The sequence below is a fragment of the Streptomyces sp. NBC_00554 genome, from assembly GCF_041431135.1.
Lineage (GTDB): Bacteria > Actinomycetota > Actinomycetes > Streptomycetales > Streptomycetaceae > Streptomyces.
In genome coordinates, this window is record NZ_CP107799.1 from 9,298,159 (window position 1) to 9,322,165 (window position 24,007).

A 24,007-nucleotide genomic window follows, 5' to 3' on the forward strand; every position below is an offset into this window, starting at 1 on the left:
TGGGTCCCGGGCCCTGTGCCCTGTGCCCTGGGCCCGGTGGGGGTTACGGCTTGACCGTGATCCGGAACACCGGGTGCTTGGGCGCGGCGGCGAGCAACTCCTCGTCGCTGGAGTTCACGTTGACGTCGCCGAAGAACCTGCCGACCTCCCAGCCCCACTTCTTGAGGTAGGTGCGCAGGACCACCGGCTTCTCCTCGTCGGCCAGCTCGACCGCCGTGAACTCCTGGGTCCTGCGCCCGACCTGGAGCCGTCCGCCACCGGCCGCACGCATGTTGCGCACCCATTCGGAGTGGCCGCGGGCCGAGATCAGGTACGGGCCGCCTTCGTACGGGAGCGGGTTGACGGGAACCTTCCGCCACTCGCCGCTCTTGCGCCCCTTCACGGAGAGCTCGGCGCTGCCGAGGAGGCTGACGCCGCGGCGCGCGAGCCAGCCGACGAGGCCGTTCATGGCCCGGTCGAAGGGCTTGGGCTTGATGTAGTGGGCCGTCGACATGGTTCCTCCTGGTTTTGGAGAGCACTGCTCTCGCTTGACATCAGTGTGTACGAGATCGGTGATCCAAAGCAAGAGCACTGCTCTCGTTTTTGTGCGGCGCTCTCGTTTGTGTGCACTGCTCTGAAAACGTGGCACACTTCCCAGCATGAGTACCGCACGAGGGGCACGGGCCCGAGCCAGGATCGAGGTCACCGCGGCCATCAAGGACGAGGCCCGCAGTCAGCTCGCTGCGGAAGGCGCCGCCAAGCTCTCGCTACGGGCCGTGGCCCGCGAGCTCGGCATGGTCTCCTCCGCGCTGTACCGCTACTTCCCCAGCCGCGACGACCTGTTGACCGCGCTCATCATCGACGCCTACGACTCCCTTGGCGAGGCCGCCGAGTCGGCGCACGCCCAGATCGCCGGCGCCGCACCCCGCGAGCGCTGGATCGCGGTCTGCGTGGCGGCGCGCCGCTGGGCGCTGGAGCATCCGCACGAGTACGCGCTCATCTACGGCTCGCCCGTGCCCGGGTACACCGCGCCGGAGACGACGATCCCGGCCGCCTCCCGCGTGGGCCTGCTCCTGATCGGCATCGTCCGTGACGCGTACCAGGGCAAGGGTGTCGCCCGCTCCCGCCTGCCCGCCGATCTCGAACCCGAGGCGAAGCGGATGGCCGCCGACCTCGCGCCCGACCTCCCGCCCGAGGTCGTCACCGCGCTGGTGGCCGCCTGGGCGCAGCTCTACGGACTGATCGGCTTCGAACTGTTCGGCCAGTTCAACCGGGTCGTCGAAGACCGTGAGACGTTCTTCCGGCATGCTGCGGGCCAACTCGCCCACGGTGTGGGCCTGGTGTTCCCTCAGCTCGCCGGTACGGCGGTCAAGGGACCCAGCGGCTCCGGGTCCTGACGGAGGATCCGCGTGTGCAGTGAGCGCAGCGCGGGCCCCGGGTCCGCGCCGACGGCACCCGCGTCCGAGTCGTGCGGCTGCCTGTGACGATGCGGCCCGCGGGCCGTGCCGGCTGGTGGGCGCCGAAGCCGCTGCGGTGGCTCTATCGGGGGTTCGGGATCAGCGAAGCGGTACTCCCTGGGGAGTACGTGTGATCACCTCGCCCGGCTGACGCCGTGGGCGGCCTCTCGCGTCTAGCGTGAACGTCATGGAAGAGCAGCGCACGCCCAGGTCCCCGGCATGGGGCGGACCACCCCAGTGGTGGCGGCACGGGCCGCCGGGGTGGGGTCGAAGGGACGACGAGGAGCGCCGCGCCCGGTGGCCGTGGCGCTCGACGCTGCTGCTCACCGTCTTCGTGTTCGTCGGCTCCAGTTTCGCGAGCCAGGCCCAGGAGGGCGAACGCGCGTCCCTGGACCTCTTCGCACGGGCGCTGCTGCTCGTGGGGTGCGGGTTGCTGCTGTGGCGGCAGCGGCAGCCGGTGCTTGTCGCCTTCGGCACCGCGGCGGCAGCCATGCTCTACCTCGGCGCCGGATATCCGTACGGGCCCGTCTTCCTCACCGTCGCCCTGGGCTGCTTCAGCGCGATCGTCGCCGGGCACCGCCGAGCCGCCTGGACGGCCGTCGGGATGCTCTGGGCCGGACATGTGCTGGTGGCGCACTGGCTGTACCGGTGGCTGCCGCCGTCGGGGGACACGCCGGCCGACTGGGGGCAGGAGGTGGTCGTCGCCACCTGGATCGTGGCGATCGTGGCGCTGTCGGAGCTGGTCCGCGTACGCCGTGAGCAGTGGGCCCGCGATCGCGCGGAGCGGGCACAGGCCGCCCGACGGCGCGCCGACGAGGAACGGCTGCGGATGGCGCGCGAGCTGCACGACGTCCTGGCGCACAGCATCTCCGTGATCAACGTCCAGGCTGGCGTGGGACTTGCGCTCCTGGACTCCGACCCGGAACAGGCGCGCACGGCGCTCACCACCATCAAGGCGGCGAGCAAGGAGGCGCTCGGAGAGGTCCGCCAGGTGCTCGACACGCTGCGTGCGCCGGGGGACGCACCGCGCACGCCGGCGCCCGGTCTCGACCGGCTCCCCGAACTCGTCGAACAGGCGGGGCGCGCGGGCCTGACGGTCGAGATCCAGGGTGCGGCCCCGAAGCTCACGCCGGGCACCGACCTCGCCGCCTTCCGCATCGTCCAGGAGGCGCTCACCAATGTGGTACGGCATTCGGGATCGCGGCACGCGCGCGTGCTGGTCGATTCCACGGAGGGCGCGCTGCGGCTGCGTATCGACGACGACGGGCCCGCGACCGGCGCGGACGCGGGCGGCAGCGGCAACGGGCTGGCCGGGATGCGGGAGCGGGCCGCGGCCCTGGGTGGCACGATCGAGGCGGGCCCGCGTGACGACGGCGGGTTCCGCGTACTGGCCGAACTGCCGCTGAGGGCCAAGGAGGCACGGTGATCCGCGTACTGCTCGCCGACGACCAGTTGCTGGTGAGGGCAGGCTTCAAGGCGCTGCTCGACGCGCAGTCGGACATCGAGGTGGCCGGGGAGGCCGCCGACGGCGAGGAGGCGCTGCGCCAGGTACGCGAACTGCGCCCCGACGTCGTCCTGATGGACATCCGCATGCCCCGGCTCGACGGCCTCGCCGCGACCCGCCGCATCACCGACGACACCGACCTCGAGGACGTCAAGGTGGTCATGCTCACCACCTTCGAGCTGGACGAGTACGTCTTCGAGGCGATCCGCTCCGGTGCCTCCGGCTTCCTGGTCAAGGACACCGAGCCGGAGGAACTCCTGCGCGCGGTACGGGCGGTGGTCGGGGGCGACGCGCTGCTCTCGCCGGGTGTGACGCGCCGGCTGATCGCCGAGTTCGCGGCCCGCTCCAAGGAGCCCGCGGAAGTCGCGTCCCTCGCCGAACTCACCGAGCGGGAACGGGAGGTGATGGCCTTGGTCGGCATCGGCCTGTCCAACGACGAGATCGCCCGGCGCCTGGTCGTCAGCCCGCTCACGGCGAAGACGCATGTCAGCCGGACCATGGTGAAGCTGGGCGCCCGTGACCGGGCCCAACTGGTCGTGCTGGCCTATGAGTCGGGCTTGGTGCGGCCGGGCTGGCTGGGCTGACCCGCGCCCTCGCCCTTGCCGCCCGTGCCCACGCCACCCGTGCCCTCGTCGCCCGTGCCCTCGTCCTCGCGGCCGAAGCGGACCAGCACGCTGACCGCGCGTACGGCGAAGAGGGCGGCGGCGAGCAGGATCCCCGACGCGAGCAGCGCCTTGCCGACGGCGCCGGGGAGATCGAAGAGCAGGGCGGGACCGGACACGGCCCCGAACACGACGGCCGCCGCGAACGCCGCGCTGCACAGCGCGTATCCGATCTCGACGGTGATTGCGTCACGCTCGGCCTGACTGCGCCGCCCCCTGGTGAATTCCATCCGTCGAGTCAAACAGGCGTGGGCCCGGCAGGACAAGTGAGTCCGCCGGGCCCACGCCACCGAGGCGCCCCCTCAGTCGCGGACCGCCACGCGCTCCGCGCCCGCCTCCTCCTGGATGGACTGTTCCTGAACGGACTTGACGACCACGATCGACTCCGCGGTTCGCCGCGTCCGCAGCCCCGGCAGGGTGATCAGCAGACCCACGAAGGCGATCGCCGTCACCACCATGAGACCGGGCCGGTAGCTGTCGAGGACGGCCTGAGGTGAGGAATCCCCGGAGGAGTTCGCGGCCACGACCGCCGTCACGACGGCCAGGAAGATCGCGCCGCCCACCTGGACCGAGGTGTTGAGCAGGCCCGAGACCATGCCCTGCTCGTGGTCGTCCACGCCGTTGGTGGCCTGGATGTTGAGCGAGGGGAAGACCAGCGCGCAGGCCGCGCCGATCAGCAGCATGCTCGGCAGGATGACCGCCGCGTACACCGGGTCGAGGTCGACGCGCAGGAACAGCGCGTATCCGACGACCATCAGCGCGAAGCCCGCCGCGATGAGCCGCGGGGTCCCGAAGCGGTCGACGATCGAGCCCACCTTCGTGGAGGACAGTGCCACCAGTGCGCCGGCCGGCAGGAAGGCGAGCGCGGTGTGCAGCGCCGACCAGCCGAGCAGCGACTGCATGTACAGCGTCACCAGGAACTGGAATCCGACGTACGAGCCGAAGAACGCCATCGCGCCGAGCTGGGCCCGGATCTGGTTGCCGGAGCGGAGCACGCCGAGCCGGATCAGGGGACCTGCCGAGTGCTGTTCGACACGGACGAAGACGGTGAGCAGGACGGCGACGGCGAGGAAGGACAGCAGCGTACGGGCGGACGCCCAGCCGGCCTCCGGGGCCTGTACGACGGTGAACACCAGCAGCAGCATCGACGCCGTGCCGAGGATGGCGCCGGGTACGTCATAGCCGTTGTGGTTCTTCTCGCGCTCGCTGCGCGGGAGGAGCTTCAGGCCGGCGAACAGGGCGATGAGCGCGATGGGCGCGGGCAGCAGCATGGTGAGGCGCCAACTGGCCTCGGTGAGCAGGCCGGAGAGGACCAGGCCCATCGAGAAGCCGGTGGCCGCGCAGGTGGTGTAGATCGAGAGGGCGCGGTTGCGCAGCGGGCCCTCGGCGAAGGTCGTGGTGATGATCGACAGGCCCGCGGGCGCGGTGAACGCCGCGCTGAGGCCCTTGATGAAGCGGCTGGCGATGAGCAGCGGGCCCGAGTCGACGAGTCCGCCGAGCAGCGAGGCGAGTGCGAAGACACCCAGGGCCACGAGGAAGACCTGGCGGCGGCCCAGCAGGTCGGCGGTGCGTCCGCCGAGGAGGAGCAGTCCGCCGTATCCCAGGATGTAGCCGCTGACGATCCATTGGAGCGTCGAGGTGGAGAGATCTAGTTCGGAACCGATGGACGGCAGTGCGACGCCGACCATCGATACGTCGAGCGCGTCCAGGAACATCGCGGCGCAGAGCACGAGCAGGGTGCCCCACAGGCGAGGGGTCCAGCGTCCCTCGGTCGCGGAGTTGGTGAGCGGAGAGGTCATGCCGGAGACACTACATGCGCATGCATTCAATGCAAATGCATTTAATGCCGATGCAACAAAGCCGATTGTTTGCTACGGTGCGCCCATGGCGGCGAAGAAGGCCGAGCAAGGGCTCGTGAACCAGTGGCGCGACATCCTCGCGGTGCATGCGCGCACTCTCTGTGAGCTGGACCGTGAACTGCACCGACACGGCCTCGGCGCCAGCGACTTCGAGGTGCTCGACGTGCTGGCCGAGGGTGTCGCCTCGGACGGCGGCCCGTCCTACCGCGTGCAGGAGATCGCCGATCGCGTCCATCTGAGCCAGAGCGCGCTGTCCCGGCTGATCGCCCGCCTGGAGAGGGACGGTCTCGTGACGCGCGGTATGTGTGCGGAGGACCGGCGCGGTGTGCGCGTCTGCCTCACGCCGAAGGGGCGCGACCTGCACGGCGAGGTGCTGCCGTTGCAGCGCGCGGTGCTGACGCGGATGCTGGCGCAGGAGTAACTCCCGGAGCACTGAAGGTGTCCCGCTCTCCTACGCAGCCTGGCGCGCCTCGGCGAACAGACGGCAGGAGCCGCCGGGCGCGCCCCCGACGGCTCCTGTTCGTACACGAAATCGGTTGTTCTCAGTTCGGCTGAGCGGAGAACTCGGGCACGCGCCCTGTCGCAGCGGCGGTGGTCCTCGGTTCCAGGAGCCGTTCGGCGAGGTAGCCGAAGAGCAGTCCGAAGGTGGCCCACAGCACGGCCTGGATGCCGATGGACGCCAGCCGGAACTCCCACAGGTCCGTGGCCGGGAAACCCTTGGGAGTGTTCTCCCCGGCCGGAAGGAAGACCATGGCGACGCCGACCGCCGCCATGAAGGCCGCCCCGGCCGCGATGGAGGCGTTCCAGTTGCCCCATCCCGGAGCCAGCCGCCGGCCAAGGAGGACCGCGGCGACGCCCAGGAGCACGCTCAGCGCGATCATGAGGACGAACAGGATGGTGCGCTTGCCGATCGTGTCGGGATTGCCCACGGCGGGAGGGCTGGCAGGGTACTTGAGGATGGGCACCAGGTAGACGGTGAGGAACCCGGCGAGGGCGGTGAGCGCCGCCGTCGCCCTGGCTCCGAACCGGCCGATCCGGCCGAGCGCGAAGCAGAACGCGAGCGCCGCGATGCCGCCGATGGCCACGCCGAACACGAGGACGCCGGTGGCGAGCCCCACTGTCGACTGCACGGAACGACTGACGAGTTCCTCGCCGTGCTCATGGGAGTTGGCCGACTCGAAGGCGATGGCCGCATCCACGGGGCCTTCGCCCACAAGGTAGGCGAAGACGAAGGCGAGCACGCCCGCGGCGAGGCCCGCGAGCATGCCGCGGACCAGCAGGGTGCGTACGTTGACGGAGTTCATCGGTTTGTCTCCGTCTCAGTGGCAGGGGAAGCCGAGCAGGTGCCGACCGTCGTGGACCCACTCGTGCACGCCCTCGCCGGAGATCAGCGCGGTGGCACCCTGCTCAGCGCCGACGAAGTACAGCAGGACCAGCATGAGAACGCCGAAGAAGACGGCCCAGGGCAGGATGGCCTGGATCGGCAGCGGCGCCGCGGCGGACGGAGCAACGGGGGCAGGGGCGGCAGTGGACTGCGCCATGGCGAGACCTCCTCGGGAACACGCGTCCCGCATTGTGTGGAGCACTCGACGACGGCGTTGGGTCTGACTCACCACCGACTCCTTGCGAGGGGTGGCACACAGGGGCGCGACCGTGCCGGGCTTGCACCGGACTTCCGTAGCGCCGTCGTCCTTGTCGTCCCAGATGGTAGGTGCAATGAGGGCTTCGGCCAACATGGCGTAGGACACCTACGATGAACCGGCCTCGGCGACCTTGCGAAGGGACTCACATGACCGTCCGGCTGACCCTGTTGTGCGCCGCCGCCCCAGTGGAACGCGACGTACGTTTCGCCGACGCGCCGCTGGACGACCGGGCGCTGCGGGAGACGCGGTCGATCGCCCGAACGCTGCCCACGGCCGACACCCGGTATTCGGCGCCCTCGCAGCGGTGCACCCAGACGGCGAAGGCTCTGGGATGGGACGCCGTAACCCTGGAACCGGCCCTGCGGGACGTCGACATGGGCAGTTGGCGCGACCGGTCACTCGGCGAGGTCGCGGCCAGTGACGGTGCCGGGCTCGCCGCCTGGATGTCGGACCCGGACGCCGCCCCGCACGGTGGCGAGTCCGTGACGGACGTGTGTCGTCGGGCCTCCGCCTGGTTGGATGCGCTGCCGGAAGACGCCGGACGCCTGTTGGCCGTGGTCGAACAGGCCGTGGCGCGCGCCGCGGTGGTCGGCGTGCTGGGCGCACCGCCGCAGTCGTTCTGGCGCGTCGACGTACCGCCTCTGTCCACCGTCCAGTTCACCGGCCGGGGCAACCGCTGGAATCTGCGGATGGGTACCGCCTCCACCGCACCAGTCGGTGGAGACGGCTGAACTTCCCGCGGAGCGGCGTGTGTTCCGCTCCGCGGACGACCGGTTCGAGTGTCAGCTGCTGCGAGTGGCGGCGCGCCGCTTGACCAGCCACCACGCGCCGCCGCCGAGGACGAGCAGGGCGACGACGATCACACCGACCACGACGCCGGAGGACATGCCGTCATCCTCTTCGGTGGCAGTGTTACTGGTGGTCGCCGTGCCGGCCGGCTCCGTGGCGGCGGTGCTTGCAGCGGACGGAGTCGCGCTGGGGGTCGCGCTCGGCGTGGGGCTCGTACCGACCGGCTTGGCTCCCGGGGCCGCCGCCTTCAACTCGAGGAGCGGCGCGGGCTGTTCGGGCTCCTCACCGCCGCTGGGCAGTTCGATCCAGCGGGAGACCTCGCCGTCGCTGTAGGTCTCGACCGTCTTGAACGCGATCTCCTTCGCGTCCGGGAGCTGCCTGACCTTGATCTTGTGCTCGGCATCCACCCCGGTCTTGAGGGCGGCGCCGCCGACGGTGTAGCCGTCGGCGGTGGCCTTGAACGTCCAGCCCTTGGGCGCCTCGTCGAGCGAGACGTCAGCCGGTGCGATGCCGTCGGGCAGGACGATCCGCAGCTCGGTGAAGCCCGCGGAACTCGACTCCGCCTCGGAGACGAAGCTGAGGGTGACGTTCTCGGCCAGGGCCTGCGGGGTGTCGGCTTCAACCTCCGCGTGGGCGGAGGCCGTTCCGGCCATGGCGAGGGTGGCCGTGAGCGCGGCGGCGCCGACGAGCCCGATACGGCGCGTCGCGCGGCCGAAGTGGTGCGTGGACAGAGACACGGGAACTCCTTGCTGGTGGGACCGGGCAGGCCGAAGCCGGGCCCGGGTGAAGCGACGACCGGACGTGCTCGCGTCCCGGTGGTCCCCTGCGCACCAGCGCATGCTCAAGAGGTTCTGCCCTTACCGCTGCCGGGAATTCGAAGCGGCTGACCAGTCGTACGGCGGCGGGCGGTTCGAGAATTACGGCACCGGTGGGCCGCGGCCGCACCCAGGCCATGACCGCAACCGCGGCACCCCGCACCGTACGGGCGGTGACCAGTGCCGCCGTCACGGCCGCGTCGGCCCGGTGGAGCAGCCAGGCGACCGCCAGGGCGGCGACGACATGGGCGGCCGTCATGGCCGAGGAGGCGTGATGCCAGGTGTGTCCGTCTCCCTGGGACATCGCCATATGACTGTGCGCCGTGTGACCGCTCTGGGCGTGATCGGTGCCACCCGCCAAAGTCAGTACGAGGTGCAGCGCGCCCTGCGCCGTGAGCGTGCAGCCCGCGATGACGGGCAGCGAGTGATGGCGGCGGGCGACGGGCCAGAAGGCGATGAACTGTGCGACGGCGAAGGCGATCACGAGACGCCACGGCACCGGGCCCTCGGCGACCGCGTGGTGGGCGAAGGCGGCGAGCACGCTGCCCACGAGTGCGAACATCCCGGCCCGGACGCAGGCTCCCGCGCGGCTCGGCCGCGGGCCTGAGCCCCGGCTGTCGTCGTCCGTCACGTGATCGCCTGGCATGGTCGCCCATCATCCACCCCCAGCCCCTCGCCCGTCAGGCCGGGCTGCGGATCGGTTCGGCGAGCCGGTGGGATCAGTGCGCTGCCGCGCGTCGCGTGACGAACGCGATGACCGCGGCGGTCGCGGCCAGTACCGCCACGCTGGTGAGGGCGATGGGAAGGGAGAACCAGTCCGCCATGAACCCGATGGCGGGTGGTCCAAGGAGCATGCCGCCGTAGCCGAGCGTGGACGCGATGGCGACTCCGTCCGGGCCGGCCAGCCTGCCGGCGCGTTCGACGGAGACGGGAAAGAGGTTGGCGAGGCCGAGCCCGGTGATCACGAAGCCGAGGAGCGCTGCCCACAGGGAAGGGGCGAGCGCGGCGAGCAGCATGCCGACCGCGGCCGTGGCGCCGCCGAACACCAAGGTCCGGGTCTGGCCCAGGCGTTCGAGCAGCCTCGTGCCGGTCAGCCGGCCGATGGTCATGGCGAGCGCGAAGCAGGAATAGCCGAACGCCGCGAAGCCTGGTGTGGAGTCCAGGTCCTGCTCCAGGTGCAGTGCGCTCCAGTCGGCCAGGGCTCCCTCGCCGTAAGCCGTGCACAGGGCGATCAGACCGAAGGTGATCACGAGACCGCGGGTGCGGGTGTCCAGGCGGCGCGGCGCGGACTCCGCGGGCGAGGCGCTCTCCGGTGCTGTCGGGGGCTGGAGACGCAGCAGGGCGCGGCCCGCGAGGCCGGTGACGAGCAGACCGATCGTGGTGAGGCCGAGCAGGTGCTGCGTGGGGGACAGGACACCGGCGACGAGCCCGCCGAGTCCGGCGCCGGTCATGCCGCCGAGGCTGAAAGCGGCGTGGAAGGTGGGCATGATGGGCCGCTGAAGGGCCCTCACCAAGTCGACGGCGGCGCTGTTGAACGCGACGTTGATCCCGCCGTACGCCGCTCCGAAGATCAACAGCACCGCGGCCAATGCCGGAGCGGAGTGTGTCAGCGGAGGCAGCGCGACACTCAGCGACAGCAGGACTCCGCAGACCACCGTCACCAGGTGGCTGCCGAAGCGGCGGCACAGACGTCCGGTGAGGACCATCGTGATGACCGCGCCGGCGGAGACTCCGAGCAGGGCGAGTCCGAGCGCGCTGGCGGAGGCGCCGGTCTGTTCCTTGATGGCGGGGATGCGGACGACCCATCCGGCGAAGATGAAGCCGTCGAGGGCGAAGAAGACGGTGAGGACGATGCGGAGTCGGGTGAGGTTGCTGTCCGGCACGACGTTGTGCGGAGTTGTTTTGTTTATTAGCGGCACAAAGTCAGGGTAGGCGGGCGACGGAGGCCGGGCAAGGGGCTCTTGCCGGGCTCCATCCGCGGGGCGCGGCCGTCCGGCCGAAGCGGCGAGGGTGTCCACTTGGGGTGGCGGACAGGGGCACTGAGACGGGTGACGGTGATCTTGTGGCACCCCCTTGGTCATGGGAAATTCGCCGATTCCGGCTCCGTGGAGAGGATCTTGGTCGGGCTGTGTTCCGGACGCCGGGAAACGTTCCGGCAGTCCCGCGAGGAGCATGTGCATCGGCATTGAGTGGTTGGCAGGCCGTACTGCCGGACCTGGCGGCGGACCGGCAGCAGCCTGCCGCCCACCGAAAGCGCCGCCCTGATGCTCGCAGCACCCAACCCCTTCCCGTACGCCGTCACCGTGGCCTACCTCGCCGTCGGCCTCCTGGCACGCACGGTGTTGAAGACCCGGCCGTCGGCGGCCCGGGCGGTCACCCGTGCCTCCGGTGCCATGATGATCGTCATCGGCGGGTTCCTGCTGGCGGAACGCTTGGTCGGCTGACGGACCCGCCCGACTCCGTTCACACGCTGGGATGTTCGCCGAAGGAGAGCACGTGGAAGAGCAGGTGCAGCAGGACGAGGCGAGCTCCGAGGTGCAGGCGCGCGTCCGGGCCAGTTTCGACCGCCAGGGGCTGATGGGCCACCTTGGTGCGCACGTGTCCCACATCGCGCCGGGCCGCGTCCACATCGTGCTCCCGAGCCGGCCGGCGGTGACGCAGCAGCACGGCTACTTCCACGCCGGTGCCACCAGCGCCATCGCGGACAGTGCGGGCGGCTACGCGGCCTTCACCCTGTTTCCCGAGAACACCGAGGTGCTCACCGTCGAGTACAAGATCAACCTCTTGGCGCCCGCCGTCGGCGACCACATCGAGGCGGTCGGAACCGTCCTGAAGTCCGGACGCACGCTGACCGTGTGTCAGCTGGAGGTGTTCGGCGTCCAGGACGGGCAGCGAAAGCTCGTCGCCACCGGGCAGCAGACGCTGATCCGCCTGAACGGGCCCGAGCAGTGACAACTCACCCGGGTCACGGTGCCCCAGTCCCAGAAGGAGGGTGCTGATGGACAGCAGCCCCGAGCTGGTGCCGGACTGGGTGACCTGGCAGCAAAGGCCGTTCCCCGACGCCAACCTGCTCCTGCTGCACGGGCGCCGACCGGCCCTGGTCGACAGCGGATTCGTCGGCCACGCCGAACAGACGGCCGCTTGGGCCCACGCCCGCACCGGGCACATCGACCTGGTCGTGAACACTCACTGGCACTCCGACCACGTCGGCGGCAACGCCCTCCTGCAGACCGGGGGAACTCTCGTCGCGGCCGGAGCACCGGAAGCCGAGGCCGTCACCCGCCGGGACCCGGGCTGCTGTGCGGCGGAGTACCTCGACCAGCCGGTTCCCCCGTACACCGTCGACATGCCGCTCGACGACGGCCAGGTCCTCCGGCTCGGAGACGCCGACTGGGAAGTCGTCCGCACCCCTGGGCACACCCCCGGCCACCTCGCGTTGTGGCAGCCGGACGAGGGGCTCCTCGTGGTCGGCGACGCGCTGTCGGACTACGACGTCGGCTGGGTGAACCTCGCCCTCGACGGACCCGACGCGTCCGCCACCGCGCTCGCCTCCCTGCACAGGCTGGCCGACCTCGTCCCGCGGGTCCTGCTTCCCTCGCACGGCCCGATCCCGGCGGATCCCGGTGCGGCGTTCGCCACCGCACTGCGCCGCGCCCAGCGCCTCGTCGACGACCCGGACGGAGCCGTCTGGTACGGCGCGCGGCGGATCTTCGCCTTCGCGCTGATGATCCGTGGCGGGATCCCGGTCGACGAGGTCGAGCCGTATCTGCACGCCCGGGCGTGGCTGACGGACGCGGCGCGACTCCTGGGCCGCACGCCCGAGGCACTCGCTGCCGAGTTGACCCGCACGATGCTCCGCAGCGGGGCCATCGTTCCGCGCGACGGGTGCCTTCATGCCGCGGCCGAGCACACCCCCGTCCCGACGGGATCGCTGCGCGTGCCCTACCCACGTGCGTGGCCGGTGACCGAGCCGCGCTGACAGGCGCTGAATTCGGTGGGCGGGCGCTTGCCGTGCGCTCGGGTCGTGCCCGCTTCCGCGATGGCTCCGCGGTCCGACGGAACGCTGCCCCGTCCGGAGCGTGCGGGCATCGTCGCAAATCCGGTTGAGATGCTCCCGTGCGTTGCGAGAGTCTCCGGGCATGGAGTTCTTCTGCTACCACCGCGATCGGCCCGACTCCGGCAAGTTGCGCGACGAACTGCTGGAGGACCACTGGTCCTACATGGACGGGTACGCGGCGGAGATGATCGCCCGCGGCCCGACCCTCACCGACGACGGTGAAACGGCCACCGGCAGCGTGCACATCCTCGACCTGCCCGATCCCGCCACCGCCCGCGCGTTCGCCTTCGACGAGCCCAACTACCAGGCCGGCGCATACCGGGACGTGCTGTTGCGACGGTGGCGCAACCTGCTGGGGCGCACCATGTGGGATTTCCCCGGGGGCCGGACCGGTGGCAACCGGTATCTGGTGCTCGGCCTCGGTTCGGGGGAGGCCGTCGATCTGGTCGTGCCGCGCGACCGGGACGAGTTGATCGCGTACGGGCCGCTGCTGTCCGACGACGGCGCCACCTGGCTGGGTACGGCGGTGCTGCTCCGGGCCCCGGACCCGGACACGGCACGCGCCGTGCTGACCCAGGACGAGTACGCCGACGTCGAGGTCCACAACTGGTACTTCGGCGGGCGGTCGTGATGAGCACGTAGCCTCAACCGCACGCCAAAACAGGGGGCTTGCCGCCGTACTCCCGGGTCTGGCAGGATCACTGGCCCCGTCACTCACAGCAAGGGGCGGCGGCGTCAAGGAGGTTCGGTGGACAGGCGGTGGCTGTTCCTGTCGGCGGCCGTGGCGCTCATAGTCGTCTCCTTGGGCGTGGTGCTCCTCCGCGACGACGAGGCCGACACCAGGCGCGCCGCGGACACGCCCGTCGCCAGCACACAGGCGAACGTCCCGCCCGCGACGAAGTCCCCGTCCCCCTCCGGCAGTACCACCACCGCGTCGCCGAAGCCGTCGGCCAAGACAACCCAGGCCTCCCCCTCCGCAAGTGCCACCAGCGCGTCGGCGAAACCGCCGACGACGGACAGCCCGCAAGCGGCTTCCGCCGGCGCGCCGTTGGCCGGTCGCATACGGCCCAACGTCACCTATCGAGGCATCGCCACCTTCTACGACGCGGACGGCGGAGGCGCCTGCCTGTACGACCCGAGCGGTGACGTCATGACCGCGGCGATGAACTCCACCGACTACGAGACGGCCAAGGCGTGCGGCGCGTACGTGTCCGTCCGAGCGGCCAACGGAACCGCCATCACGGTCCGCATCACCAATGAATGCCCAGGGGAATGTGCACCCGGGCAGATCGACCTCAGCGCAGAGGCTTTCGCGAAGCTCGCCGACCCGACGGCCGGCCGGATCGCGATCACGTGGAAGCTGGTGAGCCCCAGCACCGTCGGCACGATGTCGGTCCGGTACAAGACCGGGTCCAGCCAGTATTGGTGCGGCATCCAGGTCATTGGTCACCGGAATCCGGTGGCCCGGCTGGAGGTCCGCGCCGGCAGCGGCTGGCGCCAACTCGCCCGTACCGACTACAACTACTTCCTCTCCGAAGACGGCACCGGGTGCGGCGGCGCGATCAGGGTCACCGACATCTTCGGAGAACGGCTCACAGTCGACGGAGTCGCGATCCGGCCGGACGCCGTGCAGCCCACCCGGGTCCAGTTCGCCAAGCGCTGACCCCGCTCGCGAGTCCAGTCCGACGCGTCGACGGACGCTGAGACTGATGCCCAGCTGGCTGATGCCCCGTCAGAAACGAATGCGAAGTTTTGACAACCCGATGACACCCCCGTCCGTCTCTAGGGCGAGCCGTCGGCTGTACGGGTGAGGCTCCGGGGGTTCCCGGGTCGCAAGACGGCTCCTGTCCGATTCCGAATCGTCAGGAGTTCAGGTGGAGTTACGCGGAAAGTTACGCGGGAGACGAAGGCGTACGGCCGTGGCGGCGGGGGTGGTTTCCACGGTCCTCGTGCTGGCCGGTGTCCCGGGCGGGATGGCCCAGGCCGCGTCGGTCGGCGGGCATGCGGGGGTGATGGCCCAGGGCGCGGAGGGCGCCGGTGGGGCCAAGGTGGTGAAGACGGTGACGCTGGTCACCGGCGACCGGGTTCAGATGGACGGCGCCGGCCGGGTCACCGGGGTTGAGCGGGCGGAGGGCCGGGAGCGGATGCCGTTCTCGGTCCGGGTGGTTGCCGGGCACACTCAAGTGGTGCCAGGCGACGCGGAGTTGCTGCTGGCGCAGGGCAAGCTGGACGCCCGGCTGTTCGACGTCACCCAGTTGGTGGCGGACGGCTACGACGACACGGGCCGGTCCGACCTGCCGCTGATCGTCACCTTCCGGGGTCGCCAGGCACCCTCGATGAGCCCGTTCACCCGGACCGGGACACGCATCGGCCGTGCGCTCCCCGTCGTCAACGGCAAGGCGATGCGCCCCGTCAAGACGCGCGGCGCCGAGTTCTGGGACGCTGTGACCGACACCGGCGCCGCCCGTAGCGATGCCGAGGGAACGGCCGAGTTCACCGCTTCGACGGCGGTGGAGAAGGTGTGGCTGGACGGCAGACGCCGGGCCACCCTCGACAGGAGCGTGCCGCAGATCGGCGCTCCGACCGCCTGGGCCGCCGGCTATGACGGCACCGGCGTCAAGATCGCCGTACTGGACACCGGAGTCGACAAGGACCACCCCGACCTGGCGGGCCAGGTGGTCGCGGAGCGGGACTTCTCCGAGTCCTCCGGCACCGGCGACAAGTTCGGGCACGGCACCCACGTGGCGTCCACCACGGCAGGGACGGGGGCCAAGTCCGGCGGCAAGTACAAGGGTGTCGCACCGGGTGCCAAGATCCTGAACGGCAAGGTCCTGGACGACAACGGCAGCGGCTCGGACTCCGGCATCATCGCGGGCCTCGAGTGGGCGGTGGCCGAGGGCGCCGATGTCGTCAACCTCAGCCTCGGCGGCACGGACATGCCCGGGATCGACCCGATGGAGGAGGCGGTCAACCAGCTCTCCGCCGACACCGACACGCTCTTCGTCATCGCGGCCGGAAACGACGGCGAGTTCGGCGAACAGACGGTCGGCTCGCCCGGCAGCGCCGAAGCCGCGCTCACCGTCGGCGCGGTCGACAAGGCGGACCAACTCGCCGCATTCTCCAGCCGTGGCCCGCGCGTGGGCGACGGCGGGGTCAAGCCCGACCTGACCGCGCCCGGTGTCGCCATCACCGCCGCCGCGGCGGCCGGCAGCTTCCTGGAGGGCGAAATCCCCTCCGACATACCCGGATACCTCACCATCGACGGTACGTCCATGGCGACCCCGCATGTCGCCGGTGCCGCCGCCATCCTCGCCCAGCAGCACCCCGAGTGGAGCGGTGAGCGCATCAAGGCGGTACTCACCGGCTCCGCCGCCCCCGGCTCGTACAGCTCATTCCAGCAGGGCACCGGCCGCACGGACCTGGTCCGGGCGATCGCGCAGAGCGTGGTCACCGAGCAGGGACCGCTCGGCTTCGGCAAACAGCAGTGGCCGCACAACGACGACGAACCGGTGACCAAGCAGCTCACCTACCGCAACCTCGGTACGGAGCCGGTCACCCTGGACCTTTCCGTCGACGCCTTCACGGTGGACGGAAAGCCCGCAGCCGAGGGCCTGTTCGCCGTCTCACCGCGGCAACTCACCGTCCTGGCAGGCGGCGAGGCGAGCGCCGACGTGACGGCGGACACCCGCGCCGGCACCACCGACGGCACCATCGGCGGCTCGGTGTCCGCAGCCTCGGCCGACGGCCGGATCAGTGTGCGCACCGCCGTCGGGGTGGAGCGCGAGATCGAGTCGTACGACCTGACGTTGAAACACATCGACGAGAACGGCGAGCCGACCGGCGACGCCTCCACCGCCCTCTCGGGCTTCGACAGCAACTTCTATGCCTCCTACGCCGATGAGCAGGACGGCGAGCTCACGGTGCGGGTGCCCAAGGGCGACTACACCGTCAGCGGTGTGATCCACCCCTACTACTCGTCCGCCACCCACGCGGTGCTGATGCAGCCGAAGTTGCGGGTGGACGCGGACACCAGCGTCACCATCGACGCCCGGCAGGCACAGCCGGTGGAGATCACCGTGCCCGATGCGGCGGCCGTGAACACCGAGGCCGTGATCGCGGTCGGCTTCGACCGGGCCGAGGGGCTGCGCAAGGGCAGCCTCGAATACATTCTCCCGAGCTTCCAGGGCCTGCGGGTCGGGCAGCTCGGCTCCGAACTGCCCGCGGACCAGGCGTTCGCGCAGTACTTCGGCGACTGGACACGCCAGGACGAGGAGGGCAGGCCGGTCACGTACCACCTTGCCTGGAACCGGACCGGCCGGCTGGGCGGCTTCACCGCCGAGGTCGAGCGGAAGCAGCTTGCCAAGGTCGACCTCCAGGCGGGTGTGGCTGTCGCGGACCGGAAGGTGCAGGTCGAGGTCTCTCCCCACACACCGGATGGGGACCTGGCCTTCGGCTACAACGACCTGAGGGGCGTTCTGCCGCTGCGCACCACCGACTACATCCTCGACAACGGGGTTCCGTGGTCCCTGCGCATGTGGCAGACCAGCGGCGAGGGCCGCGAGACGCGCTGGGAGTCCTTCCTCATGAGGATGCCCAGGACCTGGGAGGCGGGCCGGACCTACTACGAGCGTTTCAACGTCGGCGTCTTCGGCCCGTCCCTGCCCGGTCCCGCGGATGCCGGACCGGAGAGGGGATACCCCGGAGCCGTGCGGGCCGGGAACGTCATCAGGGCCTATCTGCCGCTGTTCGGCGACGGCGCCGGGCACTGGGGCTCCAGCGACTACACCGCGGCGGAGAGCTCGCTCCTGGCCGACGGCAAGGAAATCCCCGACGACTACGGATTCCCGCCGACCGACGGCGTCACCGAGTACACCGTTCCCGCCCGGGGCAGCACGTACAAGCTGACCCTCGACAACTCCCGTGATCCCGCGGTGTACCCCGTCAGCACCCGTGTCAGGGCGGAGTGGACCTTCCGCTCCGGCGCGACCCCCGAGGACGAGTGGACCGCACTGCCGCTGTCGGTGGTCCGCTTCTCCCCGGAACTGACCCTGTCCAGCACGGCGAAGGCGGGCCAGCGGTTCGAGGTGCCCTTCACCGTCGTGGGCGCGGCCGCCGGACAGCGGCCGCAGAAGCTCGCCTTCGAGGTCTCGTACGACGAGGGCACCACCTGGCAGCCCACCAAGGCCATCGGCGGTAAGCACCTCTCGCTGACGCACCCGGCCGAGGCCGGCTCCGTCTCACTGCGGGCCAAGCTGACGGATCGCCAGGGCAACACGCTGGTGCAGACGATCGAGCGGGCCTACCTCACCCGGTAGCCCTATGGATCACCTGTCCGAACCCCGCTCGGGGCGGCGCCGACGCCGTCCCGAGCGGGGCCGTTCTTCAGACGCCGACCGGCTCGGACCGGCTCGTGTCAGGACTACGGCGGCGCTCCTCGAAGGAGGCGAAGACCGCCGAGACGCCGTAGAAGATGCTGAACAGGCCGAAGACGGTGGCGAGTGAGACCGCGCCGATGTCCGGGCGGACGAAAAGCACGAACGCGAGCGCGATCGACACCAGCCCTGTCAGCAGGAACAGGGCCCGCTCGCCCGCCTTCTCGCCGCGCTGGAAGGCCAGGCCGATCTCCATGGCACCGGTCGCCAGTGCCCAGGCGGCGATCCAGATCGTGAGCGCGAGAGCGGTGATGCCGGGCCACGCCAGCGCGACCACGCCGGCCGCCAGCGAGAGCAGGGCGAGCAGCAGCCAGCCGAAGACAGGCCCCACCCGGTCGCCGGCGAAGGCACGGCCACCGTCCGTCACCGCGCTCATGAACGCGTAGACAGCGAAGACGATGACGAAGGCGCCGACGGTGATGCCGGGCCAGGTGACGGAGACTATGCCGATGACGACGGCCAACAGGCCTCGCCAGAGAAGTGCGTTGGGCGAACTGAGCATGGTGACCTTCCACATTCGAGGGTGCCGCCTCGTTACCGACACGAAGCGGGAATGCATGGTTCGGTGCCCGACCTCGCCCGAGGCCGTGGCGTTCGCGCTGAACGCTAGAGCCGTGGCTCCGCGCTGCGATCCGTCGTACGACTGCTCCCGCTACTTCACCGCCGGCCTGCCCATACCTCGGTGAACTGGCAGGCTCGCTACGGCATTTCGCCGAGGCAGTGCATCAGGCCGGGGGTCATTTCCCAGCCCAGGAGCTGGATCACTTTGCGTGCGCCGGGCGGCGTGGCGTGCAGCAGCAGACGGCGGCCGTCGCGGCTGAGCGTCTTCGCGGCGGTCGTCATCTTGCGGATCCCGGCGACGTCGATGAACCTGACGTCCGTCAGATCGAGGTGCAGATCGCCACGGCAGAACTGGACCGCTTCATCCAGAGCCGCGACCAGCAGATCCCGGGAGCAGAGATCTATTTCTCCTTCGAGCCGCAGCCCGGACGGGCAGTCCGTCCAGATCACACGAAGGAGCGGGTCGCCCCATAGCAGGCGTTCGAGGGCCGGATCAGCCGCGATGGCGAGGGACGACGGACGGGGCGGTCGGCGATCGGTCATGGAAGTCCCGTTCATGCTTGTTGGGAGCGCACCACCGTGGCTGCTTCAGGAGAACCACCAACCGGGATGGCGCGGAACGATGAGAGCACCATGCCCAAAGGCTGTCGGCCGGGGCTTCCGCAATGTGACTGACCGCCGTACCGCGCTGACTGAGACGTCAGACGGTGGGCTGCTCAGTCATCGGATGCCACCCGCTTCCGTGCGGGCTCGGTGGTGAGGGTGAGCGGCGCGGATGCCGCCTGCAACACCTTGATCTGCGCCGCGTCGCGCGCGGCCTCCAGTTCCTCGACACTCGCGCCGAAGTGGGCCTGTCCGGAGAGGAGTTGGTTCGTCGGCTCGTCCAGTTCCGGGGTGCCGAGGTCGCGCCAGAGGCTCTCGAGGCCGGGGCCGAGGTGCTCGAGGAAGTGGGGCAGGCCGCCGGGGCCGCCACCGAGGTGGAAGCTCTGGAAAGGACCGGCGACCGCCCAGCGCAGGCCGATGGAGGAGGTCACGATGTTGTCGAGCTCCGATTCGGTCACCACGCCCTCCACGACAAGGTTGACCGCCTCGCGGAACAGCGCCGCCTGCAGCCGGTTGGCGACGAATCCCGGCACCTCCTTGCGCAGGACCTGCGGCTTCTTGCCGAGCGCCGTGTAGAAGGCGACGGCACGCTCGACCACGTCCTGGCCGGTCTTCTCGCCCGAGACGACCTCTACCAGCGGGATGAGGTGCGGCGGGTTGAAGGGGTGCCCGATGACGAGTCGTTCGGGCTGTCGCAGCGCCTGTGCGATGTCGGTGGCGCGAATGCCCGAGGTGGAGCTGAGCAGCAGGGCGTCGGGACGCGCGGCCTGCTCGATGCGGGCGAAGAGGTCCTGTTTGACGTCCAGGCGTTCGGGGCCGTTCTCCTGCACGACGTCCGCGTCCGCGACCGCCTTGCCGAGGTCGGCTTCGAAGCGCAGGTTGCGGTCGAGGTCGGCGGTGGGCAGTCCGAGTGCGCGCAGGGTGGGGATGGTCTGCCGCAGTTGGTCGTGCAGTTGTCGATCCGCGTTGGGCAAGGGGTCGGTGACGGTGACGGTCAGGCCTTTGGCGAGGAACAGGGCGGTCCATGAGGATCCGATGACCCCGGCGCCGACTACGGTGACGCGCCGATGGGCGTCCAGAATGCCGTCGGCGGCGATGTGCGTGTCGTTCATGATGGTTCTTCCTGGGTGGGAGTGCGGTCGGAGGACTTCAACCGGGCTGAGGGACGCGGCAGATGATGGTGCGTCAGGTTCCGACGTGGGTTCATGCGTGCGCCAGCTGCGCATTGCCGGTGTCCTTGAGGACACGACGCTCCTGGAAGGACGCGACGGTGCCCGCGGTGCCGTAGAAGATGCTGAACAGGCCGAAAACGGTGGCCAGAGAGACCGCGCCGATGTCCGGGCGGACGAGCAGCACGAAGGCCAGCGCGACCGACACAAGGCCGGTCAGTACGAACAGCGCCCGCTCGCCCGGCCTTTCCCCGCGCTGGAATGCCAGGACGATCTCCATGGCGCCCGTGGTCAGCGCCCACGCGCCGATCCAGATCGTCAGAGCAAGGGCCGTGATGGCGGGCCACGCCAGCGCGACCACACCGGCGACGACCGACAGCAGGGCGAGCAGCAGCCATCCGAAGACCGGGCCCACCCGGTCGCTGCTGAAGGCTCGCGCGCTGTCCGTCGCCGCGCCGATGAACGCGTAGACGGCGAACAGGATGACGAAAGCGCCGATGGTGATGCCGGGCCATGCCACGGCGACCACGCCGACGGCGATCGCCAGCAGGCCTCGCCAGAGCAGTGCGTTGGGTGAGCTGAGCATGGTGATCTCCCACGGTGAGGGTGTCGTCTCGTTCCTGGCAGGAAGCGAGGGAGAGGCGAGGCATGCGTGCCGGTGCGCCCGGCCTTGTTCGAGGCCGTCTTCTCCCCATCGAACGCTAGGGACGGCAGGCCCGGATGGTGATCCGTCATCCGACTGCCCTGCCTACCTCAGTGCTTCGCGCCCGCAGGCGGATCGGTCCGCGAACGCGTTTCGGCGGACCTTCACATGACGCGATGCAGTCATGTGACGGATTCGCGGACCGGATTCCGGAGAGAGCATCGGTGCCGCCCGAGCAGGGAGGAGCCGCGTGATCAAGGAGATCGAAGACCATGGCATCCAGTCGGCCTCGGAAGCCGCGGTTCCCGGTACATCGGAAGGCTCCTTGGTGACCGAAGTTCCGCCTCGACGGGCCGTCCGCCGGGCAGCCGACCTGTGGCGGCTGCTGGTGTCCCTGGCTGCACTTGTGGTGACGGTGCTGCTGGGGGTCGCGACGCGCGACTTCGCCCGTGCGGCGCAGCAGGGACTGCTCACCACGGTGACCGCGCTGCCTCCGGCTCTACGGGACGGTCTCGTGGGAACGGTGCAGGTGGTCGCCGTGCTCGCGCCGGTTGCCGCCCTGGCGGTCTGGTCCGTACGGCGGCGGATCGACCCGGTTCTACGGGTCGTGCCCGCGGCGGCGCTGGGTGCGCTGGCCGCGTGGGCGCTCACCCACCTGGCGTTGGTGCGCAGCAGACCGGATGAGTGGCCGGAGGTGTCGGCCGGCCGGGACGGTCTGGTCCAGGCGGGCTGGCCGTCGGCCGTGTACCTGGCCGCCTGTGCGGCGGCGGCCGTCGCCGCCGGCCCATGGCTCGGGTCGCGCCGGCGGCGGGCGCTGTGGTCGCTGACCTTCGCGTGTGCCGTGCTGAGCGTCGCCGCCGCCGGGATCGTGCCGCTGGAGGCCGTCGCCGCACTCGCCGTGGGTGGCGCGGCAGGGTCGGCCGTGCTGCTGCTGGCCGGGGCTCCGGCCGACCGCCCTGCGGCGCAGGCGGTCGCCGACGCCCTCGTCGCCTGCGGAATCCCGGTCGCCACCCTGCGCGAGCTGCCCCCGGACGAGCAGATTCCGGGGGAGGGGACCGTCTACCGAGCCGAGACCACCGCCGGCTCCGCGTTGGCCGTACGGGTGCTCGCCGCCGAGGATCACAACCGCGATCTGTTCCACCGGCTTGCCCGGCGGACGCTCCTGCGCCACCCGGCCGACGCGACCGCCCAGTCACCGCTCGGTGCGGCCGAGCACGAACTGCTGATGCTCGTCTTCGCCGCCCGCACCGGTGCCCGGGTGGACGAACCTGTCATGGCGTATCCGGTGGACGGGGACGGCGCGCTCGTGGCGACCGTCAGGAAGGAAGCCCGCGCGCTGTCCGCGTTGAGCGACGAGGAGCTGACCGACCACGTCCTCATCGGGGTGTGGACGTCCGTGGCACGCCTTCAAGAGCACCGGCTGGGACATGGGGCACTGCGCCCGGAGCACGTCCTCGTCGAACCGGGCGGTGACAGCCGGCTCTCCGCCTTCGCGCGCGCCCAGCTCAACGCGCCGCCCGAGGTGCTCGGCAGCGACATCGCCGAGCTGCTGGCCACGACAGCGGTACGGGTCGGCCCCGAGCGTGCCATCGCGTGCGCACTGGCGGGCCTGGGACCGGATCTGCCGGCGACCGCGCTGCCGTACCTGCAGCCGCTCGCGCTGATGGGCCCCGCGCGGCATGAGGTCGCCCGGTACGACCAGGCACGCGCACGAGCGGCCGGCCGGAGCGCCCGGCGGCGAACGCTACGCGCCGGCGGTCGCCCCAGTCTGCTGCGGGATCTCGCCGCCGAGGTCGAAACGGCCGGCGGCGCAGAAGCGGTTCCGCTCGCGCATCTGGCGCGCTTCACGTGGAAGAGCGCCCTGGGCCTGGTCGGTGCGTTTCTGGTCCTTCACCTTGTGCTCCCGCAGTTGGCCGGCTTCCCGGCGGCCGTCGACGCGCTGCGCGACGCGAACTGGTGGTGGGTACTCGCGGTGCTGCCCGTCACCTTCCTCTCGCAGGCGTTCTCGACCTGCCTGCAGTGGGGCACCATCCCGGACAGGCTGCCCTTCGGCCCCACCTACCAAGTGCAGTTCGCCAGTTCGTTCCTGAACCGGATCACTCCGAGCAACGTGGGCGGCATGGCCCTCAATCTGCGCTACCTGCAGAAGACGGGGATCGAGACCGGGGCCGCCACGGCCTCCGTCGGACTGCAGAGCCTGACCGGTGCGATCTCCAACAGCGTTGTCGCCGCCGTCTTCTTCGCCTGGGCGGGACGGCACCACGCCGGAGCGCATCTGGAGCTGCCCCCGAGCCGGTATCTGCTGTGGGCCGTCGCTCTGACGCTCGCCGCCGGGGGCCTGCTCGTTCTCACCCCGCCCGGCCGGCGCTTCCTGCACGAGAAGATCTGGCCGTTCCTGCGCGCGGCCGGGTCGACCGTCGCGGGGATCGCGGCCGACCCGGCCAAGGTCGTCGTGGGCGTCATCGGCGCCCTCGGCCTGCCTCTCGTCCAGATCGTCGGCCTGGCCATGAGCCTCCACGCGCTGGGCGCCGACCTTCCCTTCGTCCAGGTCGGTGCCGCGTACATGGCGGCCCGCCTGATCGCCAACGCGGCTCCCGTGCCCGGCGGTCTGGGCGCGCTGGAGGCCGGACTCATCGCAGGTCTGACGACGCTCGGTGTTCCGGCCGGGGCGGCCACATCGGCGGTGCTCGTCTACCGGCTGCTCACGTTCTGGCTGAACGTCCCGCTGGGCGCCCTGGCCCTGAGCCTGGTGCAGCGGCGAGGCTACGTCTGAGGTGTGACTTCGGCTCGGTGCCGCCGCTTTGCGGTGCTGGGAACAGTCATTTGACTCAAGA

The 24,007-nt window shown here is 70.6% G+C and carries 25 protein-coding genes; 14 read left to right on the top strand and 11 right to left on the bottom strand.

Annotated elements, in window-relative coordinates:
* Positions 1-43: 43 nt before the first annotated feature.
* Positions 44-493, bottom strand: a complete 450-nt coding sequence (locus tag OG266_RS41285) for a nitroreductase family deazaflavin-dependent oxidoreductase (RefSeq protein ID WP_329549184.1) — start codon at positions 491-493, stop codon at positions 44-46.
* A 145-nt stretch (positions 494-638) separates the two neighbouring features.
* On the opposite strand from OG266_RS41285, the gene OG266_RS41290 reads away from it, so the two are divergent.
* The 3 genes from OG266_RS41290 to OG266_RS41300 all read left to right on the top strand — a co-directional run bounded on the left by OG266_RS41290 (position 639) and on the right by OG266_RS41300 (position 3,524).
* The gene (locus OG266_RS41290; RefSeq protein ID WP_371552025.1) at positions 639-1,376 is read left to right on the top strand and encodes a TetR/AcrR family transcriptional regulator; all 738 of its coding nucleotides are present in this window, start codon (positions 639-641) and stop codon (positions 1,374-1,376) included.
* Positions 1,377-1,623: 247 nt separating this feature from the next.
* The gene (locus OG266_RS41295; RefSeq protein ID WP_371552026.1) at positions 1,624-2,862 is read left to right on the top strand and encodes a sensor histidine kinase; all 1,239 of its coding nucleotides are present in this window, start codon (positions 1,624-1,626) and stop codon (positions 2,860-2,862) included.
* A complete protein-coding gene (locus OG266_RS41300; RefSeq protein WP_329549188.1) occupies positions 2,859-3,524 on the top strand; it encodes a response regulator transcription factor in 666 nt (221 codons plus the stop codon). Before OG266_RS41295 ends, OG266_RS41300 begins: the two co-directional genes overlap by 4 nt.
* Here OG266_RS41300 and OG266_RS41305 read toward each other — a convergent pair.
* Positions 3,485-3,832, bottom strand: a complete 348-nt coding sequence (locus OG266_RS41305) for a DUF6332 family protein (RefSeq protein ID WP_371552027.1) — start codon at positions 3,830-3,832, stop codon at positions 3,485-3,487. The two genes, OG266_RS41300 and OG266_RS41305, sit on opposite strands and share 40 nt — an antisense overlap.
* A gap of 72 nt (positions 3,833-3,904) precedes the next feature.
* The gene (locus tag OG266_RS41310; RefSeq protein WP_371552028.1) at positions 3,905-5,401 is read right to left on the bottom strand and encodes an MFS transporter; all 1,497 of its coding nucleotides are present in this window, start codon (positions 5,399-5,401) and stop codon (positions 3,905-3,907) included.
* A gap of 85 nt (positions 5,402-5,486) precedes the next feature.
* Between OG266_RS41310 and OG266_RS41315 the strand changes: the two genes are divergently transcribed.
* Entirely contained in the window at positions 5,487-5,882 is a 396-nt protein-coding gene (locus OG266_RS41315) for a MarR family transcriptional regulator (protein ID WP_329549191.1), read from the top strand.
* A 121-nt stretch (positions 5,883-6,003) separates the two neighbouring features.
* Here the strand turns inward: OG266_RS41315 and OG266_RS41320 are convergent, their stop codons facing one another.
* On the bottom strand, positions 6,004-6,765 hold the full coding sequence (locus OG266_RS41320) for a CbtA family protein (RefSeq protein ID WP_371552029.1): 762 nt from the start codon (positions 6,763-6,765) through the stop codon (positions 6,004-6,006).
* A gap of 15 nt (positions 6,766-6,780) precedes the next feature.
* Positions 6,781-7,002, bottom strand: a complete 222-nt coding sequence (locus tag OG266_RS41325; protein WP_266469582.1) for a CbtB-domain containing protein — start codon at positions 7,000-7,002, stop codon at positions 6,781-6,783.
* Between the two features lie 248 nt (positions 7,003-7,250).
* On the opposite strand from OG266_RS41325, the gene OG266_RS41330 reads away from it, so the two are divergent.
* The gene (locus OG266_RS41330) at positions 7,251-7,835 is read left to right on the top strand and encodes a histidine phosphatase family protein (protein WP_371552030.1); all 585 of its coding nucleotides are present in this window, start codon (positions 7,251-7,253) and stop codon (positions 7,833-7,835) included.
* A 51-nt stretch (positions 7,836-7,886) separates the two neighbouring features.
* Here the strand turns inward: OG266_RS41330 and OG266_RS41335 are convergent, their stop codons facing one another.
* Entirely contained in the window at positions 7,887-8,624 is a 738-nt protein-coding gene (locus OG266_RS41335; protein ID WP_371553146.1) for a DUF1775 domain-containing protein, read from the bottom strand.
* A 221-nt stretch (positions 8,625-8,845) separates the two neighbouring features.
* Between OG266_RS41335 and OG266_RS41340 the strand changes: the two genes are divergently transcribed.
* Positions 8,846-8,983, top strand: coding sequence for a hypothetical protein (locus tag OG266_RS41340; RefSeq protein ID WP_371552031.1), 138 nt, complete (start codon positions 8,846-8,848; stop codon positions 8,981-8,983).
* 35 nt (positions 8,984-9,018) lie between these two features.
* Positions 9,019-9,315 (top strand): hypothetical protein, encoded by a 297-nt coding sequence (locus OG266_RS41345; RefSeq protein ID WP_371552032.1) that lies wholly within the window; start codon positions 9,019-9,021, stop codon positions 9,313-9,315.
* A gap of 112 nt (positions 9,316-9,427) precedes the next feature.
* Here the strand turns inward: OG266_RS41345 and OG266_RS41350 are convergent, their stop codons facing one another.
* Positions 9,428-10,627: an MFS transporter gene (locus tag OG266_RS41350; RefSeq protein WP_371552033.1), complete on the bottom strand. Its 1,200-nt coding sequence runs from the start codon at positions 10,625-10,627 to the stop codon at positions 9,428-9,430.
* Positions 10,628-10,972: 345 nt separating this feature from the next.
* Here OG266_RS41350 and OG266_RS41355 point away from each other — a divergent pair, with 345 nt between their 5' ends.
* The 6 genes from OG266_RS41355 (at position 10,973) to OG266_RS41380 (ending at position 18,080) form a co-directional block, all read left to right on the top strand.
* Positions 10,973-11,152, top strand: a complete 180-nt coding sequence (locus OG266_RS41355; RefSeq protein WP_371552034.1) for a hypothetical protein — start codon at positions 10,973-10,975, stop codon at positions 11,150-11,152.
* Between the two features lie 31 nt (positions 11,153-11,183).
* Entirely contained in the window at positions 11,184-11,660 is a 477-nt protein-coding gene (locus OG266_RS41360) for a PaaI family thioesterase (protein WP_371552035.1), read from the top strand.
* A 46-nt stretch (positions 11,661-11,706) separates the two neighbouring features.
* A complete protein-coding gene (locus OG266_RS41365) occupies positions 11,707-12,687 on the top strand; it encodes an MBL fold metallo-hydrolase (protein ID WP_371552036.1) in 981 nt (326 codons plus the stop codon).
* A 160-nt stretch (positions 12,688-12,847) separates the two neighbouring features.
* Complete coding sequence (locus OG266_RS41370; RefSeq protein WP_371552037.1) at positions 12,848-13,396, top strand: YciI family protein; 549 nt, start codon at positions 12,848-12,850, stop codon at positions 13,394-13,396.
* Positions 13,397-13,513: 117 nt separating this feature from the next.
* Entirely contained in the window at positions 13,514-14,428 is a 915-nt protein-coding gene (locus OG266_RS41375; RefSeq protein ID WP_371552038.1) for an expansin EXLX1 family cellulose-binding protein, read from the top strand.
* A gap of 349 nt (positions 14,429-14,777) precedes the next feature.
* Entirely contained in the window at positions 14,778-18,080 is a 3,303-nt protein-coding gene (locus OG266_RS41380; RefSeq protein ID WP_371553148.1) for a S8 family serine peptidase, read from the top strand.
* A gap of 67 nt (positions 18,081-18,147) precedes the next feature.
* Here OG266_RS41380 and OG266_RS41385 read toward each other — a convergent pair whose 3' ends face one another.
* The 4 genes from OG266_RS41385 to OG266_RS41400 all read right to left on the bottom strand — a co-directional run bounded on the left by OG266_RS41385 (position 18,148) and on the right by OG266_RS41400 (position 21,116).
* Positions 18,148-18,699, bottom strand: coding sequence for an HdeD family acid-resistance protein (locus OG266_RS41385; RefSeq protein WP_371552039.1), 552 nt, complete (start codon positions 18,697-18,699; stop codon positions 18,148-18,150).
* Positions 18,700-18,896: 197 nt separating this feature from the next.
* On the bottom strand, positions 18,897-19,301 hold the full coding sequence (locus OG266_RS41390) for an STAS domain-containing protein (protein WP_371552040.1): 405 nt from the start codon (positions 19,299-19,301) through the stop codon (positions 18,897-18,899).
* A 173-nt stretch (positions 19,302-19,474) separates the two neighbouring features.
* Positions 19,475-20,473: a 3-hydroxyacyl-CoA dehydrogenase NAD-binding domain-containing protein gene (locus OG266_RS41395; protein WP_371552041.1), complete on the bottom strand. Its 999-nt coding sequence runs from the start codon at positions 20,471-20,473 to the stop codon at positions 19,475-19,477.
* Between the two features lie 91 nt (positions 20,474-20,564).
* Entirely contained in the window at positions 20,565-21,116 is a 552-nt protein-coding gene (locus tag OG266_RS41400) for an HdeD family acid-resistance protein (RefSeq protein WP_371552042.1), read from the bottom strand.
* A gap of 307 nt (positions 21,117-21,423) precedes the next feature.
* Between OG266_RS41400 and OG266_RS41405 the strand changes: the two genes are divergently transcribed.
* Entirely contained in the window at positions 21,424-23,946 is a 2,523-nt protein-coding gene (locus OG266_RS41405; protein WP_371552043.1) for a flippase-like domain-containing protein, read from the top strand.
* Positions 23,947-24,007: the final 61 nt, after the last annotated feature.

Coding starts and splice junctions, on each gene's coding strand:
- OG266_RS41285 (WP_329549184.1), bottom strand. CDS start 493: ATGTCGACGGCCCACTACATCAAGCCCAAGCCCTTCGACCGGGCCATG.
- OG266_RS41290 (WP_371552025.1), top strand. CDS start 639: ATGAGTACCGCACGAGGGGCACGGGCCCGAGCCAGGATCGAGGTCACC.
- OG266_RS41295 (WP_371552026.1), top strand. CDS start 1,624: ATGGAAGAGCAGCGCACGCCCAGGTCCCCGGCATGGGGCGGACCACCC.
- OG266_RS41305 (WP_371552027.1), bottom strand. CDS start 3,832: ATGGAATTCACCAGGGGGCGGCGCAGTCAGGCCGAGCGTGACGCAATC.
- OG266_RS41310 (WP_371552028.1), bottom strand. CDS start 5,401: ATGACCTCTCCGCTCACCAACTCCGCGACCGAGGGACGCTGGACCCCT.
- OG266_RS41315 (WP_329549191.1), top strand. CDS start 5,487: ATGGCGGCGAAGAAGGCCGAGCAAGGGCTCGTGAACCAGTGGCGCGAC.
- OG266_RS41320 (WP_371552029.1), bottom strand. CDS start 6,765: ATGAACTCCGTCAACGTACGCACCCTGCTGGTCCGCGGCATGCTCGCG.
- OG266_RS41325 (WP_266469582.1), bottom strand. CDS start 7,002: ATGGCGCAGTCCACTGCCGCCCCTGCCCCCGTTGCTCCGTCCGCCGCG.
- OG266_RS41330 (WP_371552030.1), top strand. CDS start 7,251: ATGACCGTCCGGCTGACCCTGTTGTGCGCCGCCGCCCCAGTGGAACGC.
- OG266_RS41340 (WP_371552031.1), top strand. CDS start 8,846: ATGACCGCAACCGCGGCACCCCGCACCGTACGGGCGGTGACCAGTGCC.
- OG266_RS41345 (WP_371552032.1), top strand. CDS start 9,019: ATGACTGTGCGCCGTGTGACCGCTCTGGGCGTGATCGGTGCCACCCGC.
- OG266_RS41355 (WP_371552034.1), top strand. CDS start 10,973: ATGCTCGCAGCACCCAACCCCTTCCCGTACGCCGTCACCGTGGCCTAC.
- OG266_RS41360 (WP_371552035.1), top strand. CDS start 11,184: ATGTTCGCCGAAGGAGAGCACGTGGAAGAGCAGGTGCAGCAGGACGAG.
- OG266_RS41365 (WP_371552036.1), top strand. CDS start 11,707: ATGGACAGCAGCCCCGAGCTGGTGCCGGACTGGGTGACCTGGCAGCAA.
- OG266_RS41370 (WP_371552037.1), top strand. CDS start 12,848: ATGGAGTTCTTCTGCTACCACCGCGATCGGCCCGACTCCGGCAAGTTG.
- OG266_RS41380 (WP_371553148.1), top strand. CDS start 14,778: ATGGCCCAGGGCGCGGAGGGCGCCGGTGGGGCCAAGGTGGTGAAGACG.
- OG266_RS41385 (WP_371552039.1), bottom strand. CDS start 18,699: ATGCTCAGTTCGCCCAACGCACTTCTCTGGCGAGGCCTGTTGGCCGTC.
- OG266_RS41390 (WP_371552040.1), bottom strand. CDS start 19,301: ATGACCGATCGCCGACCGCCCCGTCCGTCGTCCCTCGCCATCGCGGCT.
- OG266_RS41395 (WP_371552041.1), bottom strand. CDS start 20,473: ATGAACGACACGCACATCGCCGCCGACGGCATTCTGGACGCCCATCGG.
- OG266_RS41400 (WP_371552042.1), bottom strand. CDS start 21,116: ATGCTCAGCTCACCCAACGCACTGCTCTGGCGAGGCCTGCTGGCGATC.